The organism is Ureibacillus massiliensis 4400831 = CIP 108448 = CCUG 49529 (assembly GCF_000772965.1).
Taxonomy (GTDB): Bacteria; Bacillota; Bacilli; order Bacillales_A; family Planococcaceae; genus Ureibacillus; species Ureibacillus massiliensis.
Window position 1 is genome coordinate 13,748 of the sequence record NZ_JPVQ01000036.1, and the last position, 19,741, is coordinate 33,488.

A 19,741-nucleotide genomic window follows, 5' to 3' on the forward strand; every position below is an offset into this window, starting at 1 on the left:
CTCGTCAACAGTGGATTAACAAGGCTATTTTTTCAATCATTAATTCAAAAAATAAATATACATTGTAAACATCATTGCTATCAAAATCCCAACTCCCAGAATTGAATAGCCTATCCATTTAACGTCATCTATTTTTTGAAATTTAAGATATTCTTTATAATTGATCTCTCCCTTTGCAAACCTTAAGCCAAAGTCATCAGGATTAACAGTAAAATAGTTATTATTGTCATCTTCTAGAATTATTTTTGTAATAAGGTCATTGCTATTAAATTGTGAAGTTTGAAATTGAGGTTCCCAACAATAACCCTCTGAAAATTCTACTCTCGCTACTTTGTACAAAGAATTTTTACGTATTTCCTCATAAACCCGATATGAATGATTTTCGATAAAATCGCTATTTATACACATATAAACTCACCTCGCTTTTCTTATTTTGAATGCACTTGTTCATTATTTTATTTATTATACGCTCGAGAAACTTAATACTAAAGGAAAATTCGCCTATTATATTATACAAGGCGAATTTCCTTCTATTTAATCATGTTGATAGCAAGATTCATTCAATTGCATTTTGTCCCGCATGAGTTTTGAATTTTGCCGTATCTACACTAAATTAATTTATTCTTTTAACCGAATTAATCAATCCTCAATAGCTGAGCATTAACCGCACAAATTATAGTACTTAATGACATAACGGCAGCCCCGATTGCCGGTGTGATTACAATCCCCACACTAATAAGAACTCCAGCTGCTAGTGGTATGGCAATAATATTGTATCCGGTAGCCCAGATTAAATTTTGAACCATTTTTCGTCGACTAGCTTTGGAAAGTTTAAGAGTACTTAATATATCAACAGGTTTACTGTTTACTAAAACAACATCTGCAGTTTCAATTGCAACGTCAGTTCCAGCGCCAATTGCAATTCCTAAATCAGCTTCGGCTAAAGCAGGTGCATCGTTTACACCATCACCAACCATCGCGACTTTTTTGCCACCCTCTTTTAATGTACTGACATTATCTGATTTTTCATGTGGTAGTACTTCAGCAATCACCTTTGTCATTCCAAGCTTTTCGCCAACATAATGTGCTACTCGACTATTATCACCAGTCATCATTACAGTTTCAATTCCTAATTCACTAAGTTCTTTTATAACTTTATAAGAGGATTCTCTAATTATATCCGCTAATGCAATCATCCCTTGTAATACGCTATCTTTTAATACAAAAATAACGGTTTTACCTTGTTGTGCTAGATTCTCATATTTTTGTTCATCGAAGGAAATTTGATTTGCTCTTAATACACCTGGACTTACAACTGCAATTTCAGAACCATTTATTTTCGCCACAAGGCCTTTACCTGTTAGGTTTTGATAGTCATTAACTTCATATATCTCTAATTTACGATCCTTACCTTCCTTTACTATCCCTTTTGCAATAGGATGTTCAGATTGTATTTCAACAGAATACGCTAGTTTTAATAATTCTTCTTCACTAACACCTTTATTTGGATAAACATCTGTTACTCCGAAATTTCCTTCTGTTAAAGTACCTGTTTTATCAAAAACTATTCGATTAATTTTAAATGCACTTTCAAATGATGTACGGTTACGAATCAATAGCCCATTTTTGGCTGCAAGTGATGTAGATCTAGATGCTACAAGGGGTGTAGCTAGACCAAGTGCGTGTGGACAAGCGATAATCAATACAGTTACCATTCTTTCTAACGCTATATCAAAATCACCTATTATCCACCAATGAGCCAATGTAATAATCCCTGAAACAACGGCAACATAAAATAACCATTTTGCAGCAGTGTCTGCAAACCCTTGAGCTTTTGATTTTGTTTTCTGGGCTTCACTAACTAATTGGATAACTTTAGCAAGATATGTGTCACTACCTGTTTTTCTAACAGTTATTTTTAATACACCATCACCATTAATAGCCCCACCAATTGCTTCCATTCCAATCGTTTTTTCTACCGGAATCGATTCTCCAGTTAACATCGATTCGTCAACTGTTGAATGTCCTTCAAAGATTATTCCATCGAGTGGAATTTTTTCTCCTGGCTTCACCAAAATTTGGTCACCTGGTTTTAAGTCTTCAACTGAAATTTCCACTATATTACCTTCAATTTCAAGTTTATGAACTTCTTTTGGCATTAGCTTAATTAATTCTTCTAATGCTTTCGAAGCACCCGATATAGATTTCATTTCAATCCAGTGACCAAGAAGCATAATGACAATCAATGTTGCTAATTCGAAGTAGAAGTCACTACCTTCGATAAAGAAAGCAGTTAATGTACTATATACATAAGCAGTAACGATTGCTAATGAAATTAACAACATCATACCTGGTGCTCTATCTTTAATCTCGCTCCAAGCACCGAATAAAAAAGGTTTACCACCATAAAAAAAGACAATTGTAGACAATAAGAATAATAAAAATGTATCTCCAGGGAATTCAACATGATAGCCAAATAACATTTGAATCATCATTGATAAATATGAAATCGGTATAGTTAAAACTAATGACACCCAAAAACGTTTTTTAAACTCAGCAATTGAATGGCCATGGTGTTTGTCGTGCCCCTCATGGCTACTATGATTATGATTATGACTGTGATGACTACGTTCAGTATGTTCATGGTGATTTTTTTCCGGAGTCGTATGTTGGTGATCGTTGTGTTGTTCATTTTCTGTCATATAAACATGTTCATTATGTTTATGTCCATGGTGAACATGTTCATTGTTGTCGCTTTCATAGTGATTATGACGTGAATGTTCATCATCAAAATGATTTTTGCTATCAATACCTTTATTACCCATTTCCTCACTCCTAACAACATTCGTGGTTGTGTTTCCAATACAGAGTAATTCTTCTTCATTCACTTTTGACCATATTAAACCAATATAGTCATTATTAACCTTTATATAAATCTAATGTAACACGTAAATATGCAGAATTTATGGAAATTATTGTACTTAATTGAAAACGTTTGTAATAAATGAATTGTTTCTATAATCAATGGCTAAAAGTACTACTAAGCATTTAACCCCAAATTAAAAAGAGCTTGTAGATAAGGATTATCTTCAAGCTCTTTTTAATCATAAAAGATCAACTTCTTGAAATAAGTAGCTTTCTAAAAAGGTTTAGTAAGTACTCTAATCAATACTGTCCACTTTTTTATGGTTTTTTATAAACAATATTCTTAACAAAATTAAGATAAAAATTAACATTACGAAGAACATTAAATTTTTATTAATTCTTTGATCATTTATTGCGTTATCCTTGGATTCTTTTAAAATTTCAACATTATCGTTCCAAGTTATATTTTTCTCTAATTGAAATTGGGCAATTACATCTTGTGAGTCGTTTTTTAGTTCCAAAACTCCACCTTTTGTTATCAGTTTATGAATATTTTCATTATTAGAAATCGTATAGGTAAGAATATCATTGTTTATGTACTCTTCATTGTTTATTTCAAACAATTGTCCCTGTGAAATACTCTCTACTGTAAAATTATTAAAACCATAATCAAGTAGGTCTACAGTATCGTGATAAGCAATATCTTCTGTTGGAGCATTAAGAGTAACAGCAATTAATGATAAATCTCCTCTTGTTGCAGCAGTAACTAAAGTAATACCAGACTCATCAATATAACCAGTTTTCCCTCCTGTAATCCCTTCATATGGTTGTTCTCGCATTAATTTATGATGAGTATATATGGTTGTATCCCACGACTCCCCATTCCAACTTAATTCCTTTGTTCCAAATATTTCTCGGAACTCATTATTCTTCATTGCATACTGTGTAATCAGTGCGAGGTCCCTAGCAGTAGTTAAGTGCTCTGGATGGTAAAGACCATGTGGGTTAACAAAGTTTGTATTTTGTAGTCCTAAATCTTTTAAGTATCGATTTAAACTAATTACGAAATCCTCTACCGATCCATCCAAGTGTTCTGCTATTGCTATACCTGCATCATTCCCGGAATTGACCAGTAGTCCTTCGATAAGCCTTTTTAAGGTTATCTTTTCTCCTTCTTCTAAATAAACCCGAGTACCTTCTACGTCTCTTGCATTGTGACTTACTGTTACAATGTCTTCAAGATTTCCATTTTCAATTGCATATATTGCAGTTGCAATTTTTGTTAAGCTTGCTGGTTGCATCTTTTTATCTGAATTTTTTTCATATAAAACTCTGCCTGTGTTTCCATCAATTAAAATGGCAGCTTCACTTGTTATAAGTGGTTCATCAGGAGAAACTGCTCCTATTACTTTATTATTAAAGAAGATTGAAAAAATAGATAAGATTATTAGTAAAACCAATAATTTCATTACTAATGGAATATCAATGCCTATAAATCTCCACATACATATTATTCTCCCCATAAAAATTTACCTAATGTATTTTAAGAAATAAATATGAAAAAATTATGGAGAAATTAAAGAAAATCAATTATGTAATTAAAACGTAATACTTGTAAATTACTATAACCTAAATTTTTGTATATATTTCATCTAATAAATGTATTAAAGTTTTAATATATTCTGTACAGCTACCCATGTATTACAAGAATATATCCTATACTCTTCCCGAACTTCCCTATTAACATAAATTTATGTTTAGTAGTATTGTCATTTCTTTTTTGTAATAATTTGTTACAGAAATGAAAAATAACATTCTCTTTTTTTATGTTAATCTTATCCTATTCAATTAAAGCATTGCTTTTTAAAGGAGTAAGATTTCAATGAAAAAAAGATTGTTACTACCAATCTTTGCATCTTTTATGATTTTTACAGGTGTAGGTGCAAATGATGTATATGCAGCAACGGTTTCAGATTTAACAAATACTGCTAAAGATTATATTGGAGCTCCATATCTATTCGGTGGTACAAATATTAATACCGGTGTTGATTGTTCAGCTTATACACAATTTGTATTTTCAAAGTTAGATATTTCATTGGAACGTACTTCAAGAGCTCAATATCAACAAGGTACACCTGTATCCAAAAGCAATTTACAAGCGGGTGACTTAGTATTTTTTAATACATCCGGTACTGGCATTTCACACGTTGGAATATACATAGGAAATGGTAATTTTATATCAGCAACACCAAGTTCAGGTGTAAGAATTGATAAATTAAACGATCCCTACTACTGGGGTTCACGATACATAGGTGCTAAGCGTGTAGCAAACTTTACAACAACTGAAAAAGCAGAAGTAAAAAATTCTCAGGTAGATTTTAGTATTTACGCATCTCGTGGTGAAGTAGCACTACAACTAGCTAAAGCTTTAGGTTTAGATACAAGCGATACAAATTCACCCTTCCCAGATGTGAAATCAACATCTAAATATGCTGGGGCTGTTACGGCACTTAACAAACTTGGTATTTTTAACGGTGATCAAAGTGGAAAATTCAATCCAAATTCTCCGATTACCCGTGGCCAACTAGCAATTGTTTTAGTTAAAGCTTTTGAATTAGAAGAATTAGGAAAAGCTGAAAAATTCTCCGATGTTTCTAGCGCTCATTATGCATATGAATATGTTACTATTCTATCTTCAAATGGTATTACTTCTGGAAAACCAGATGGAACATTTGGTGTTGGGGATAAAGTAAAATTAATACATTTAAAAATTTTCTTAGATCGCTTAACTCAATAATCTCTTTTATTTAAAATATTAATAGTATAGGACTTCTCAATATCGAGAAGTCCTATTTTTTAAGTTACTTTTAATTGTGCTGATTAATTAATATTCTTTAAGATTTAGGCATATTTATTGCTTGAAATAAAGTTTGATAAAAATACTTTCTTCTGTATGATTTAGTATGTAGTCTTATACAAAAGTTTGATTAGTATAGTAGTTCATATTCAATTAAAGCACCCTATAATGGAATATATTCTTACGGTAAAAAGGCGGTATGAGAATGCAAAAGAAATTAAAGAAAAACCGAATTCGTTGTAAACTTTGTGGTGACATTATAGAATCCAAAAGTACATATGACTTTCAAAAATGCACGTGTGGAGCAGTAGGTATAGATGGTGGATTAGACTATGCAAGACGTGTTTATGGTTCGAATCCAGCAGAATTATATTACGAAGAATTATCCGAATATGAATGAATTAAACATATGTCAAAAATGGGTATATCCGCCAAAAGCTGAGAGAAGCAAAACCCAAGATTACTGTAAACCAACATTCTTGGGTTCGATTTTTATTTTTGCTTTATGTCAATTGCTTGTGGCCATCTATTGTACTACGTAACTTTTAGTTATTTAAATTTATTTTGCATACTTTATAAATCTTTTAAGAACTAAGGTAATCTTGAATTTAATAAAAATAGAGACGCTTCTTAAACAATCGCGCCCTGAAATTGAATAACATAATATGGTCTTAGCATTTATTCTTGCAACTACCCCCTCTTGTAATAAAACGTTCAATTATTAAAGTCACAGTAGGAAACGACTTTTTTAGCATAAATTTGTCCATCTAATGAGGAGCAAAACTACTCTTTTATTACTTTTGCTTTTTTCAATAATTCTAATCTGCCAATCGTTCTATACTGTTCGTTGATAAATGATATTGCATGGGTTAAATAATCATGGGCATCATCTAAGTAGCTTTTGAACTCTTCGAATTGTACATTATAAACCTGCTCTTCATTATAAAGTTGCATATAAAATTTGAACCAATCATATTCTGGTGGTACTATATAATTTAGTTCATTGAAATATTTTTTTAAATCGTCTAAAAATCTAAGTTCTGGAATTATCTCTCGTATCTTCTCTTCATACAGTTCCTCTAATTCTCTTTTACGTAAATCCTCAGTGGCAGACAATAATCCTGATAAAAAACCAAATGGATCCATAGACTGGGGTACATTTATAAATTCACTATTTTCAAGCAATACACTACGGTAATACTTTGCAATTTTCTCCACGATTTCTTTATTTTTGAAAATAACCCCACTCTCATAATTTCTATTGCTGCCAAAACTAAAATTAGCAGAACCAACAAATGCAAAATCGTCTGTAATGAAAAGTTTTGAATGATTGGCTTCAAGTTGAGCGCATAATACAAAATTTTTAAATACTTCTTCTATTTCTAAATTATCACTGGTTGCATTAGTCATGGTAGCATATAACAATCGAACATCTACACCAACATTAGCAAGTCCAGCTAATTTCTCATAAAAGCTTCTTGGGTACTGATTAAAATTAAAATTATATGTCGCTATATAAATGGTGCCAGTTTTCCTCGTCACTCTTGATAGTAATTCATCCCAAAAGTTTGATTCTTTGAAAAACACGACCTTGCCATCATGAAACGATATGTCTTCTCTCATAATACCCTCCATAACAATTTCCCTTTTGTATCCTTAATTATTCCGATTTATCAGGGAAATGTTTGATATCGAAATCATAGAAAATTCATTAATTCTTAAATTATAGTTTACTTGATTTTTTATAAATAGTTGAGCCTTTCTTGAATTGATTGTTGTAATACAGAATAGTACGTTAATTTTTCTTAGATCAACACCCCATTAGATTGCTGTTCAACAATCTGGCCGATTTGTGGAAAAAGAAAAAATCCTCATATTAACACAAGGATTTTTAATCAAAATTAATTTGAAATTACAAATCTTTATTTTAAGTTATCGAATTTTGTTTCATATTTATCGGAAAACTACAAGATTATAGGAATTTTTAAATAGAAATAGCATATATAAAAATGCTTAAAGCTATTCATGCATATTATAAAACTATTTACACCTAAATCCCCCAATATGTTAGCGTATCGAATAACCCAATTATAATAAGAATTACACCGGTTGTATTTTGTACGACTTTTCCTATGTTTCTACTATTTTTCATAATAACTCGTTTCGCATCAAAAACTTCAATTAAAGCAAAAATAAGTAGTAAAGGAATTGAAGTTGCGATTCCAAACACTGCTGGTAGGGCAAAACCATATGAAGTAGAGACAACTGTAGGCATTAACCAAACAAAAAACAGGACAAACATAGTTGGACAAAAAGCGAGCGAAAAACTTGCACCTAATAAAAAGGAGCCCAGTTTTCCTTCTTTCATGATGACTGGAACACGTTCAGTAATTCTCCCTAGAAATTCCATTTTAAACAATCCAAGTAGTACAAGACCTGTTAAGACCAATAATGGTCCGATTACTTTCCTGAATACTGCAAAGTACTTAGTCATCTCTGTTTCAAATGCCTGTCCAAAAATCCAGGCAAGCCATCCTATTAAACTGAACACAACAACTTTTCCAAAAATAAAGAATGCAATTTCAGTCCAAATTGTCTCTTTTTGTATCGCTCTATTTCCATAAAACGTAATAGCACTAATATTGCCGGTTAATTGACAGGGTGCAAATGCGCCTATTAATCCAAGCAAAATCGCAACAATAATTGGAGAATGTTCATAGGAATACATAAACGCTGAAATTGGTTCACTAATCATTCCACTTATATTAGATAGAAAACTATACATAATAAATACCATTCCCTAAATTTATTTCCTCAATTCACCATTTGAAGCTAACTTCTCCCAATTAACAAGATCTTTTGTTAAATAAATATTTAAAGTATTTGTTACTATCGTTATTTCTGCACTATTATTAGGATTAGTAGCAATATAGACAATAGGATCTTTCATTATTTCCTCTGGAAGTGGAATTTCTTTTTCTTCTGAACTGTCAAATGTAAATGATTTTAAATAAACATTCGAATCATCAAAATTTGTATAGTAGCCACCAGACTCAGTTAATGTAACGTAAGAAACCATACTTGCAGAATTAAATTTTTTAAAGTTTTGACCAAAATCTTCAGTCATAAATATTCCATCTTTACTTCCTATTACAAGCAACTCTTCTCTTGTTGGATGTGCAGCAAAGTTTGAGATATATGTCGAATTAAATCCATTTAGAGCTGATGAAGTCCAAGTTTTACCTTCGTCAGTTGAATAATGTAGACCTCCCTCTAAATTTTCTGTTGGCATTTCATTAAATACATAAATTGCATTTGAGTTGTACCCAGCGGCAAGATAGTGGAAATCAATTTCCCCATAAAATGCCAACTTTTCAAAGCTTGCACCTTTATCCGTACTTTTAATTAGACCTAAAGGATTTTCAAGGTCAGAACTTTGACCAGGATGTCCACTTGCAAAGAAACCATCATTTACTGCTTGGAATCCCATATAATCATGCTTTTGACTATTAGCTTCTTTCCAACCACTTTCATCGTAGGAATATAAACCTGCATGTGTAGCAATTACCACACTATCTTCTCCATTTATATAGCCTACACCATGAATGTGATCAATTGGATTATTTTTAACTTCACCGTATTGAAACTCAATATTTTCACCTGAACTACAGGCTGTTAAAATTAAGACTAACATTAAAAGGCTAAACATCATTGTATACTTTTTCATTATTCATGCTCCTTTAACTCCATTTATAACCAATTCCCCAAACCGTTTTGAGGAAATCATCAATTGGTAATCCTGCTTTCCCGAGTTTATCTCTCAAATTACGGATATGTGAGTCTACTGTTCTAATATCAGTATCTGTTTCATATTCCCAAGCAGCGTTCATTAATTCCTCTCTTGTAAATGTCTTTGTCGGTCTAGAAATCATAGCCTCTAAAATATGGAATTCTTTTAGAGTCAGTTGAACAGTTAAATCCAAATAATGTAACGAGTATGTTTCTTGATCCAATTGAAAACCATTAAACTTAATCATATTTTGTTCATCATCATCTTCAGGGAATCTTCTTAGAACCGCATTTACTCTTGCCACTAATTCCTTTTCATTAAATGGCTTTGAAATATAGTCATCTGCACCAATATTTAAACCTTTAACTAAGTCTTCTTTATCAGATCTAGCAGTCAACATAATGATTGGTACATTTGAAAATTCACGGATTTTTTCACATACTTCCCATCCGTCCATTTCAGGCATCATAACATCTAATAAGATTAGTTGAATTCTTTCTCTCTCAAGTACTTTTAATGCCTCATTGCCATCCGTAACTTTGATGCACTTATATCTATGAGGGATTAAAAATAATTCAACTAAATCTAGCATTCTTTGCTCATCATCGACCAAAAGAATGGTTTGCGTTTTGGGCATATTCCCACCCCCATATTTAAATAATAATGGTAAATGTACTACCAATTCCTAAGTTACTTTCCACATTAATAGTACCGCCATGTGCTTCGACTAACTCTTTCACAACAGCTAATCCAATTCCTGAACCACCATAAACTCGCGATCGTGATTTTTCAACACGGTATAATTTCTCAAAGATAAAATCTAATTCTTCCGACGGAATACCGATTCCAGAATCAATAACCTTAACAACCGTTTTATCTCCTTTTTTATATGCTTCCAATAGTACTTCCGTATTTTCTTTTGAATATTTCAATGCATTATCTAATAAATTTACAATTATTTGCCCTAAGCGAATAGAGTCAGCAAATATTGTAAAATTTTCATTAGTTTTCAAGTTTAGTTTAATGTTTTTCAATTCAAATGATGGTGCAACAAGTTTACAAATATCCTCAAGGAATGGTTGTGACTCAAAATTGGTTTTTGTTACCGTAAAAGAGTTTTCATCCATTCTAGCAAGATCTAATAAATTCTTAACTAACTCTTTCATCTTGTTTGACTCTTCACCAATAATTTCAAGATATTGTTTTCTTTCCTCGTCACCCAATCCATCTCTCATTGCAACATTAGAGTAGCCAATTAAATAAGTTAAAGGTGTACTTAATTCGTGCGAAACCGAAGCTAGAAATTCATTCCGATCTTTTTTTAGTCTCTCCAAATCATTGGCCAGTTTTTGAATAGAAAAAGATAATTCACCAAGTTCGTCTTTCCCTAATTTAGGAAGGCTAACATTAAATTCACCTTTACTTAATTTTTCCGTTGCCTCTTTCATCCGTATTAATGGTCTAGTGATCACTTTTGATAATACAGCGTAAATTAGTAAAAGCACTACAAAACTGGTTACTCCCGCTATTGCGAAGTGAACATTCAAGTAGCTAACCATTTGATTAAGTGAGTTTGTACTTTGAAACATCACAACATAACCAACCTCAATTTCACTTACTTTATAGGGATGAATACTAACTATATAAGGCGAATTTTCCCAATCAGAGATTAATATCCTATCCTTACCTTCTTCTAAATCTTTTATTAGTGGATTGTATACTTCTAATAAGTTGCTGTCTATCCCAGAGTTTCCTATAATGTTACCTCTATTATCGGTAATGACAACTTCTCTCTCCTCATTCATTTCCATCAATACAATATGTTTTATTGTAGTATCAGAATAATTCTCAACTAATACATCTCTGTGGTTTGCCCCATTTGATAATAATAAGGAAAACTCTTCTTCAACTCTGGTATGGATAATTTTTCGATGAAGATAAACCATAAGAAAGCATTCCATCACAAGCACTACAATAAAAAAACATGTAGCCAGTTTTATAGAAACTTTGTTCATAATTATTTAATTCCTCCATCCTTAAGATAATCTTGCTTAAGGATTCAAACGTTAATTTAAATTTTTACTTGGCAATATCTGTTCCATATAACTGCGAATAGCCGTTTCACTCATTTCCCCAGTAATAATATTCTCTATTTTTCCTTCCGGATTAATAAGAACTGTCGTTGGTAAAGGATTAATATTATATGTACCCATTACACTTTTACTTTTATCGATTAATACAGGGAATGTTAATCCTTTACGATCAATGTAATTTTGAACTACAAAATCCGATTCAGCAATATTTACTGCTAAAACCTGAAGACCTTGTGTTTTATATACTTGGTAATAACGATTAATTATTGGAAACTCTCTTTCACAAGGTTTGCACCAAGTACCCCAAAAGTTTAAAAAGACCCCTTGTCCCCTATAATCAGATAACCTGTGTTCAACACCATCCATATCTATAAGTACGAAATCCGGAGCAACATCACCTACTTGTAAAACTTCAGCTTTTTCTTTCGTTAAACCTGTATAAATCGTAAATACTATAGCAGAAAATAATAATAGTAGAATAACAAATCTTACTACTCTACGTCTCTTTTTTTTATCCATAAATTAATATCCTTTCTTAAATTTCAGTCTTATAAAGTGTTAAAATCCTGTAAATCCACCGAAGTATGGTATTAAGAAAGTAATAATCATTGTCATTAAATCAAAGTATAATAGGATACCCATCATAATCATTATAATCCCACCTATTTTCATAAATAGGTCGCTTCTTTTTTGAAGAAATTTCATTCTCCCAATAAATAGAGACATTACTAGGAATGGAATAGAAAAACCAAGTACATAAAATAACATATAGATAATTCCCTGACTTGGATTTGAAATTCCTAACGCAATGACACCTGCAAGGATTGGACCTGTACAAGGGGTCCACCCAGCTGCAAAACCTATTCCAATCAAAACAGAACCAATATATCCTTGAGGTCTTTTCTTAAACTGGATTCTTTTTTCGGAACTTAAAAAATCAAATTTGAAGAAACCTAGAATTACTAAACCAAAGATAACCATAAATAGTGCACCAATTTGCCTTAGTAAATCTTGATACTGTATAAAGATTTGTCCAATTATGGAAGTTGAAAGTCCTAAAGCCAAAAAGATTATCGAAAATCCAATTAAAAATAATATCGTATGAATTAGCGCTCTCTTATGAAATATTCCTTTTTCTTCTTTCAATTCATTAAAGGACATTCCAGTAACATAAGAAAGAAATGCGGGATATAACGGAAGAGAACATGGTGAAATAAACGACAAAAGCCCTGCTCCGAATGCAAGAAAGAAATTTAATTGATCAACCAAAATAATGTCTCCACCCTTACCATTTTATTTGAAAACAATGGCTACAAATAAAAATTTTAAAATTAAATAAATTATAAACAAGATTTATGCAAAAACTATGGAGAAAATAAATCTTACCATTACAAAAGTCAAAAAGGTTATCCTATCTCAACTAGGATAACCTTACAAAATTGACCATTTCTCTCTTTCCCATTTATATTTACTTTTCTGTACTATATCCTACATAATGCTAAATACGATGAAATGCTATTCTAATTATAGATTCATCAATATATATTGTAATAGAGATAGATGACGCTGTTCATCTAGTGCAGCATTTTTAAAATACAATCTCCCTTTTGTTGATACTGCCCTCGAAGATAGTCTTAAATAGCAAATCGCACTATCTAATTCGTTTTGTATAGCTATACTTAAACCTTCTTCAAATTCAAAAGATATTATCTCATCAGGTTCTGAGGATTGCAGGCCATCTAAAGTAGGTAGAATTTTATTTAACCATTGAAAGTGTTTAATTTCATCACTCTGAATCTTTATTATCAAGTGTTGGTATTCTTCTTTAGGTGCAAGTTCTGCTAATTTATTATAAAAGTTGTATTGTTTGACTTCATTAACTAAAGCTTTTGAAATTTCCTCTATTAAATGCTCATCATTATCCAAAATCACACATCCCTTCATTTATTATGAGGAATTTTGGTATAAACTCTTTCAACGAATCCCTTTCACACCTTGCTTTTACGTATTACAGTTAAAATTATAACAATTAAATTTGTAGAAATTATGGATTTCATAAAAATAAAATGTCCATTGCCAATTTCATGACATGAACATTTATTAAAGTTTAATAACCTTTGCAATTTTTTATTTTATAAGGCAGTTTTATTTCGAATTTAGAGCCTTTACCTAACTCACTCTCAACCGTAATTTGCCCATCCAAATACTTTACAAGTTCAAATACAATTGCTAAACCTAGGCCAGTTCCTCCATTTGTTCTAGACCTTGATTTCTCTACTCGATGGAAACGATCGAAGATGAATGGAAGATCTTCATTTGGAATTCCTATGCCTGTATCCTTAACAGAAATCAGTATAGCTGTTTTTTCCTTTTTGGCCTCAACAATTATACTACCCTTTTCCGTATAATTAATAGCATTCTCTAATAAATTAAGTAGAATTTGTTCCAATCTAAGTCCATCTGAAATAATTGAAGGTAACTCTGAATCCAATAATAATGATAAAGAGATATTTTTCTTCATTGCTTTTAACTTCACTTTTTGAACTGCTGATTCAATAACATCTTCTATATCAACTGACTGAATGTAAAGATTAATTATACCTTCTTCCATTTTGGACAATTCAAATAGTTCCTCGATTAGTTTTGCTAATCGTTCCGATTCTTTTTCAATAATCGCTGAATATATCCTTAATTCTCTCTCATTACTATATTGACCATGTTTGATTACTTGTGCGTAACCCATTAGATATGATATAGGAGTACGTAGTTCATGCGATATGTTTGCAAGCAACTCACTCCTATTTGAACGATAATTATTTAACTCAAGACTTAAATGGTTTATTGCATTAGCTAAAGAGCCAATTTCATCATTAGATTTTACCTCTACTTTTATGTTTAGTTTTCCTTTAGCAATTTCCCTCGTGGCTCTTTCCATTTTGAGAAGTGGCCTTGAAAGTTTTTTGGCTAGGAAAATCGTATAACCAAAAGCTAATATTATTGCTGCAATTATTGCAATTATTATCCAATCCCTTATAACATGCATTATTTGATGGATTTCATCAACAGAGGAAAATAAAATGACACCACCTTTAAATTCATTGTTTTCTATTATTGGTCTTCCGACGAAAAAGTACTTTTCATGAGTAATAGGATCATGTTGTTCTTTTTCAAATTCCTCACCATTTTGAAGGGTTTTTAGCAAGTCTTCCGTTATGACCGAACCAGTATTAAATTCGTGTGAATAATTCGAGAAAATAACCTCTTCTTCATTGAAGACAAGGATGCCTTCATCTGTAATAGTACTTAAATAATCATAATACTCATCCATCATTGTGTTTCTTACTGCTATTACAATTTTATCAGCTAACTCATTTACATTTTCATTAACGTGTAACCTATATACATTAAGAAAAATACTATCAATAAGTATTGCAAAAGGAATTAGGATACTAAGAAACAAAACCATGATAAATAATCCATATTTAATAACAATACTTTCTACTTTCACATTTGGTCTCCTGGTACTGTAAACTGATAACCAATACCCCAAATTGTATTTATAAATTTTGCTTCTCTCAAAACATTTTTAATTTTAGTTCTAATGTTTTTTATATGAGTATCAACAATCCGAACATCCCTATCTTCGTGGTTCTCCCAGATTTGATTTAGCAAAATATCTCTCGTGAAAATGTGATTTGGTGAATTAGCTAATATAAAAAGTAAATCAAATTCCTTTGTAGTTAATTCTACTAAAGTGTTATTTATGTAAAGTTTCCTACTACTTAAATGCATTCTGAATAACCCATTTGAAAATGAAATACTATTCTCCTTTAATGTATGGCTATTTTTTATTTGGTCAGTCCTACGAAATAGAGCTTTCATTCGTGCCTTTAGTTCTTCAAATTCAAAGGGCTTTACTAAATAGTCATCTGCACCAATTTCAAAACCTTTCACTTTATCAGATAACTCTGTTCTTGCAGTTAGCATTAAAATTGGCGTCTTATGCTTTTTCCTGATTTCCTCACAAATTGTCCACCCATCAACATATGGAAGCATAATGTCTAGAATGATAAGGTCAAAATGCCTTTTCTTTATTAGTTCTAAAGCTTCTGCACCATCTTTGGCTGAATAAACATTATATTCATATCTTAAATGTATAATTAATAAATCCAACATATACTTTTCATCTTCAACAATAAGAATATCTCTCAAAAGTCCATCCTTTCAAAATATATTGTTCAGCCAAAATGTTGACATATTTTTCATTGAATTATTGAAATGACTATTAATAATCATTTCATTTTAAGAGTAAAAATAATGGCGTTTACCCTATTGGATGAACGCCCATTAGTTAATAGAGTAAACTTCCTTCCTTTAATCTACTCTATATGAAAGTTAAATTTATTTATTCAGTTTCACTCTTTGTAAACGTAAAGCGTTTAATACAACCGAAACAGAACTAAATGCCATCGCAGCTCCTGCTACCCATGGTGCAAGTAATCCTATTGCGGCAATTGGTATACCCACTGTGTTATAGGCAAATGCCCAGAATAGGTTTTGTTTAATATTTAGCATTGTTTTACGACTCATTAGAATTGCATCTGCAATGCTGTTTAAGTCTCCTCGAATTAATGTAATATCCGCCGCTTCCATCGCTACATCTGTACCAGTACCAATTGCCATACCTATATTAGCTGTTGCTAATGCTGGTGCGTCATTAATACCATCTCCGACCATTGCCACTTTCTTACCTTGATCTTGTAATTTTTTCACTTCATCTGCTTTACCTTCCGGAAGTACTTCTGGAATTATGGCGTCAACGCCTACCGCTTTCCCAATTGCTTGGGCAGTTCGCTCGTTATCACCAGTCATCATAATAACTTGAATACCCATTTCTTGTAAACGATGAACAGCCTCTTTAGATGTTTCTTTAATTGTATCCGCTACAGCAACAATCCCAGCATATTGCCCATTAATTGCAGCTAACATAGCAGTTTTGCCGTTTCTTTCTAACTCTTCCATCGCAGCAAGAATTGATTGAACCTCGATACCATATTGTTGCATTAGTTTTCGTGTCCCAATAATCACACCTTGACCTGAAACTGTTGCTTGAATACCATAACCAGGAATCGCTTCGAAATATTGAACATTGCCAAGCTCGATGCCTTTTTCTTGAATACCTTCAACTATTGCCTGTGCTAATGGGTGTTCAGATTGTTTTTCTGCTGCACCAATAAGTGATAAGAATGTGTTTTCGTCTTGACCAGCTTCTAACAAAACATCTGTTAAAACAGGTTTACCGTGTGTTACAGTACCTGTTTTATCAACTACTACTGTGTCAATAGCTTGAGTTTGCTCTAAATGTTCTCCACCTTTAAATAAAATACCGAACTCTGCCGCACGACCTGAACCAGCCATAATTGAAGTTGGAGTTGCTAACCCAAGTGCACATGGACATGCAATAACAAGAATTGCAATTAAGACCTCAAGTGCCTGAGTAAAGTTACCTGGATCTACCCATAAAATCCATACTAGAAATGTGATAACTGCTATTCCTATTACTATCGGAACAAAAATACCTGAAATTGTATCAGCCAATCGTTGAATAGGAGCTTTTGATCCTTGTGCATCTTCTACAACCTTAATGATTTGGGAAAGTGCAGTATCACGTCCAACTTTTGTTGCCTTCATTTTAATGAAACCATTTTTATTAATTGTTGAGCCGTATAAAACATCCCCCGCTGTTTTATCTACTGGTAAACTTTCACCTGTTAACATCGATTCATCAACTGCTGTTGTGCCTTCTAATACCTCACCATCAACTGGAATTTTATCACCTGGTTTTACAAATATGATGTCATCAATAACAACTTCCTCTAATGGAACTTCTTTTTCAACTCCATTTCGTAAAACAATTGCAGTTTTAGCTTGTAGCCCCATTAATTTTTTTATGGCTTCAGATGAACGACCTTTTGCCTTTGCTTCAAATAATTTACCTAATAGAATTAATGTAATTAGTACGGCACTTGTTTCGAAGTATAGCTGAGGCATGTGTACTGAACCAGTAGTAACAATTGCTTGGTAAACACTATAGAAATATGCTGCTGAAGTACCCATGACAACAAGTACATCCATATTTGCACTACCATTTCGAAGTGCTTTATATGCACCTACATAAAATTGTTTTCCAATAATAAATTGTACTGGTGTTGCTAAAATCATTTGAATCCATGGATTCATTAAGAGATCTGGTACATATAAGAATGATGTAAATGTAAAATGTCCAACCATCGTCCATAATAATGGTAACGACAAAATAGCTGAAAAAATGAACTTACGTTGTTGATCTTTAATGTGCTTTTCTCGGTAATCAACTTGTTCTTTATCCTCTTGCTTTTGATGCGCACCGTAACCTAAATTCTCTACTTTTGCAATAATGTCTGAAATAGTTACTTCTGAGGGATTAAATTCGAGTGTTGCTTTTTCAAGTGCTAAATTGACATTTGCAAATGCAACACCTTCCATTTTATTTAACCCTTTTTCAATCCGTGTCGCACAGGCAGCACAAGTCATCCCTGTAATATCAAATTCAGCTTTCTGTTTCACAACACCGTAGCCAAGTGCCTCAATTTTCTTTTCAAAATCGGTTTCACTCAGTTTTGACGAATCATATTTAATCGATGACTTTTCTAGTGCTAGGTTGACAGTCGCTTGCTCGACACCTTCCATTTTATTTAATCCTTTTTCTATACGTGTCGCACAAGCTGCACAGGTCATACCTGAAATTTGTATACTTGTTTCTTTTACTTCTTTACTCATGACATTTCACCTCTTATACCTAATAGGGGTATATAATTTTAGAAAAAGAGAGTGCTTTAAAAGCACTCTTATTTAACATCGTATCCTTGATCTTCAATTGTTTCTTTTATTTTATCAAGTGTTACTTGTGATTCATTAAATTCTACTTCTACTAGAGCTTCGTCTAATTTTACGTTTACTTGATTAACGCCTTCTAGTACTCCAACACTTTTTTGGACTGCATTGACACAATGTCCACATGACATTCCCATTACGTTTAAAGTTACATTTTGCATGATAATTTCTCTCCTTCTAATAAATGTTTTAAAGCACAATATACACTATAGGGGTATAATTTCTATAAAAAATTATACAAAAGCTATTTTTTCATTAACTTTTGTATTGTGACTACAAATTCGTCTAAAACCTCTTCATCACCTTCTGAAATACGTTCTACGACACAACTCTTTAAATGACCTTCCAAAAGAATTCTGGCTACACTATTCAAAGCAGATTGTGTTGCTGAAAGTTGTGTGATTACATCATCACAGTAAACGTCTTTATCAATCATTCCTTTTATGCCTCGGATTTGTCCTTCTATCCGATTTAATCGAGTTGTTAGGTTCTTTTTAACACTTTCTGAATGATGGCTTTTTCGACCTGATGTATCATCGTTTTTATGGAAAGCTACTTCGTTCACTGTATTTTCCACCATCTCAACCTCCTAACCTGATTTCATAATAACATACCCCTATAAGGTATGTAAAGATTGAAATATAATTTTTTATATTGCTTAAAACCGAGTTTTTGTAAGAAGTTAAACTGACTTTTCAATAAACATGGACTTTTCGCTACTATTGAAAACGTCAGACTTTAGTATCTTCATTGTAAAAAATTCAATTCATTTTCTCGTTATAACTAAAATTATTATTTCATGGAAATAATATTACTAATTAATATAAAAAGGATGGTATACATGGGTAGGATACCTACAACAAGAAAACTTCCTAAGGCAAAGCAATCCAATTTCACTTCATCGATTATACCTAGTGTATTATTATTTATCTTTGGTATGATAATCGCCGATTCCATCAACCCTTTCCAGGAGGTTCTGTCATCAACACTTGTATTTCTAGTCTTTCTAATAGCGATCAACGTAGGGCTATTTAGATATATGAGACTGCATCAAGCCTTTCAACGTACACATCGTATTCAATACTGGAATTTAAAACAGAAAAGCATCTTATTTCTTTATCTTTTTTTAATCGTTTTAATGCTAGGTGAATTATTTGAATATTGCATCCTAAATAAGCCACTTGTGCGGAACTTTGAGCCACT

Annotated in this window: 19 protein-coding genes; 3 read left to right on the plus strand and 16 right to left on the minus strand. The window is 32.1% G+C overall.

Features of this window, described 5'->3' with window-relative positions:
• Nucleotides 1-39: 39 nt before the first annotated feature.
• The 3 genes from CD30_RS15080 to CD30_RS15090 all read right to left on the minus strand — a co-directional run bounded on the left by CD30_RS15080 (nt 40) and on the right by CD30_RS15090 (nt 4,370).
• Nucleotides 40-408 carry a hypothetical protein gene (locus CD30_RS15080; protein WP_036178536.1) on the minus strand — a complete coding sequence of 123 codons (369 nt, stop codon included), beginning with the start codon at nt 406-408 and terminating at the stop codon, nt 40-42.
• A 227-nt stretch (nt 409-635) separates the two neighbouring features.
• Entirely contained in the window at nt 636-2,825 is a 2,190-nt protein-coding gene (locus tag CD30_RS15085; protein WP_036178538.1) for a heavy metal translocating P-type ATPase, read from the minus strand.
• 336 nt (nt 2,826-3,161) lie between these two features.
• Nucleotides 3,162-4,370, minus strand: a complete 1,209-nt coding sequence (locus CD30_RS15090; protein ID WP_235802072.1) for a D-alanyl-D-alanine carboxypeptidase family protein — start codon at nt 4,368-4,370, stop codon at nt 3,162-3,164.
• Between the two features lie 377 nt (nt 4,371-4,747).
• On the opposite strand from CD30_RS15090, the gene CD30_RS15095 reads away from it, so the two are divergent.
• Together CD30_RS15095 and CD30_RS15100 are read left to right on the plus strand one after the other, a co-directional pair.
• Nucleotides 4,748-5,662 (plus strand): C40 family peptidase, encoded by a 915-nt coding sequence (locus tag CD30_RS15095; RefSeq protein WP_036178540.1) that lies wholly within the window; start codon nt 4,748-4,750, stop codon nt 5,660-5,662.
• Between the two features lie 265 nt (nt 5,663-5,927).
• Nucleotides 5,928-6,122, plus strand: a complete 195-nt coding sequence (locus CD30_RS15100; RefSeq protein ID WP_036178542.1) for a DUF7695 domain-containing protein — start codon at nt 5,928-5,930, stop codon at nt 6,120-6,122.
• Between the two features lie 383 nt (nt 6,123-6,505).
• Here the strand turns inward: CD30_RS15100 and CD30_RS15105 are convergent, their stop codons facing one another.
• The 13 genes from CD30_RS15105 to CD30_RS15165 all read right to left on the minus strand — a co-directional run bounded on the left by CD30_RS15105 (nt 6,506) and on the right by CD30_RS15165 (nt 19,115).
• Nucleotides 6,506-7,345, minus strand: a complete 840-nt coding sequence (locus CD30_RS15105) for a phospholipase D-like domain-containing protein (protein ID WP_088350808.1) — start codon at nt 7,343-7,345, stop codon at nt 6,506-6,508.
• A gap of 427 nt (nt 7,346-7,772) precedes the next feature.
• The gene (locus CD30_RS15110) at nt 7,773-8,507 is read right to left on the minus strand and encodes an urease accessory protein UreH domain-containing protein (RefSeq protein ID WP_036178588.1); all 735 of its coding nucleotides are present in this window, start codon (nt 8,505-8,507) and stop codon (nt 7,773-7,775) included.
• Nucleotides 8,508-8,528: 21 nt separating this feature from the next.
• Entirely contained in the window at nt 8,529-9,449 is a 921-nt protein-coding gene (locus CD30_RS15115) for a F510_1955 family glycosylhydrolase (protein ID WP_036178544.1), read from the minus strand.
• Between the two features lie 13 nt (nt 9,450-9,462).
• Nucleotides 9,463-10,149 (minus strand): response regulator transcription factor, encoded by a 687-nt coding sequence (locus CD30_RS15120; RefSeq protein ID WP_036178547.1) that lies wholly within the window; start codon nt 10,147-10,149, stop codon nt 9,463-9,465.
• Between the two features lie 16 nt (nt 10,150-10,165).
• The gene (locus CD30_RS15125) at nt 10,166-11,527 is read right to left on the minus strand and encodes a HAMP domain-containing sensor histidine kinase (protein ID WP_036178549.1); all 1,362 of its coding nucleotides are present in this window, start codon (nt 11,525-11,527) and stop codon (nt 10,166-10,168) included.
• A 51-nt stretch (nt 11,528-11,578) separates the two neighbouring features.
• Entirely contained in the window at nt 11,579-12,124 is a 546-nt protein-coding gene (gene resA / locus CD30_RS15130; protein ID WP_036178552.1) for a thiol-disulfide oxidoreductase ResA, read from the minus strand.
• Between the two features lie 39 nt (nt 12,125-12,163).
• Nucleotides 12,164-12,874, minus strand: coding sequence for a cytochrome c biogenesis CcdA family protein (locus CD30_RS15135; protein ID WP_036178554.1), 711 nt, complete (start codon nt 12,872-12,874; stop codon nt 12,164-12,166).
• Nucleotides 12,875-13,129: 255 nt separating this feature from the next.
• Nucleotides 13,130-13,531 (minus strand): ferritin family protein, encoded by a 402-nt coding sequence (locus CD30_RS15140; protein ID WP_036178557.1) that lies wholly within the window; start codon nt 13,529-13,531, stop codon nt 13,130-13,132.
• A gap of 181 nt (nt 13,532-13,712) precedes the next feature.
• Nucleotides 13,713-15,113, minus strand: a complete 1,401-nt coding sequence (locus tag CD30_RS15145; RefSeq protein WP_036178560.1) for a sensor histidine kinase — start codon at nt 15,111-15,113, stop codon at nt 13,713-13,715.
• Nucleotides 15,110-15,817, minus strand: coding sequence for a response regulator transcription factor (locus tag CD30_RS15150; RefSeq protein ID WP_036178562.1), 708 nt, complete (start codon nt 15,815-15,817; stop codon nt 15,110-15,112). The genes CD30_RS15145 and CD30_RS15150 overlap by 4 nt, the downstream gene beginning before the upstream one ends.
• A gap of 189 nt (nt 15,818-16,006) precedes the next feature.
• Nucleotides 16,007-18,424 (minus strand): heavy metal translocating P-type ATPase, encoded by a 2,418-nt coding sequence (locus CD30_RS15155; protein ID WP_036178565.1) that lies wholly within the window; start codon nt 18,422-18,424, stop codon nt 16,007-16,009.
• A 68-nt stretch (nt 18,425-18,492) separates the two neighbouring features.
• Nucleotides 18,493-18,699, minus strand: a complete 207-nt coding sequence (gene copZ / locus CD30_RS15160; RefSeq protein ID WP_036178568.1) for a copper chaperone CopZ — start codon at nt 18,697-18,699, stop codon at nt 18,493-18,495.
• Nucleotides 18,700-18,782: 83 nt separating this feature from the next.
• Nucleotides 18,783-19,115, minus strand: a complete 333-nt coding sequence (locus tag CD30_RS15165; protein WP_408056796.1) for a metal-sensitive transcriptional regulator — start codon at nt 19,113-19,115, stop codon at nt 18,783-18,785.
• A gap of 264 nt (nt 19,116-19,379) precedes the next feature.
• On the opposite strand from CD30_RS15165, the gene CD30_RS20455 reads away from it, so the two are divergent.
• On the plus strand, nt 19,380-19,741 hold a 362-nt coding region (locus tag CD30_RS20455; RefSeq protein WP_036178573.1), incomplete at its 3' end, for a hypothetical protein.

Excerpts from the sequence above, each read along its gene's own strand:
- CD30_RS15115 (WP_036178544.1), bottom strand. The coding sequence starts at position 9,449 with ATGAAAAAGTATACAATGATGTTTAGCCTTTTAATGTTAGTCTTAATT.
- CD30_RS15110 (WP_036178588.1), bottom strand. The coding sequence starts at position 8,507 with ATGTATAGTTTTCTATCTAATATAAGTGGAATGATTAGTGAACCAATT.
- CD30_RS15105 (WP_088350808.1), bottom strand. The coding sequence starts at position 7,345 with ATGAGAGAAGACATATCGTTTCATGATGGCAAGGTCGTGTTTTTCAAA.
- CD30_RS15085 (WP_036178538.1), bottom strand. The coding sequence starts at position 2,825 with ATGGGTAATAAAGGTATTGATAGCAAAAATCATTTTGATGATGAACAT.
- CD30_RS15095 (WP_036178540.1), top strand. The coding sequence starts at position 4,748 with ATGAAAAAAAGATTGTTACTACCAATCTTTGCATCTTTTATGATTTTT.
- resA (WP_036178552.1), bottom strand. The coding sequence starts at position 12,124 with ATGGATAAAAAAAAGAGACGTAGAGTAGTAAGATTTGTTATTCTACTA.
- copZ (WP_036178568.1), bottom strand. The coding sequence starts at position 18,699 with ATGCAAAATGTAACTTTAAACGTAATGGGAATGTCATGTGGACATTGT.
- CD30_RS15100 (WP_036178542.1), top strand. The coding sequence starts at position 5,928 with ATGCAAAAGAAATTAAAGAAAAACCGAATTCGTTGTAAACTTTGTGGT.
- CD30_RS15090 (WP_235802072.1), bottom strand. The coding sequence starts at position 4,370 with ATGTGGAGATTTATAGGCATTGATATTCCATTAGTAATGAAATTATTG.
- CD30_RS15120 (WP_036178547.1), bottom strand. The coding sequence starts at position 10,149 with ATGCCCAAAACGCAAACCATTCTTTTGGTCGATGATGAGCAAAGAATG.
- CD30_RS15080 (WP_036178536.1), bottom strand. The coding sequence starts at position 408 with ATGTGTATAAATAGCGATTTTATCGAAAATCATTCATATCGGGTTTAT.
- CD30_RS15155 (WP_036178565.1), bottom strand. The coding sequence starts at position 18,424 with ATGAGTAAAGAAGTAAAAGAAACAAGTATACAAATTTCAGGTATGACC.
- CD30_RS15125 (WP_036178549.1), bottom strand. The coding sequence starts at position 11,527 with ATGAACAAAGTTTCTATAAAACTGGCTACATGTTTTTTTATTGTAGTG.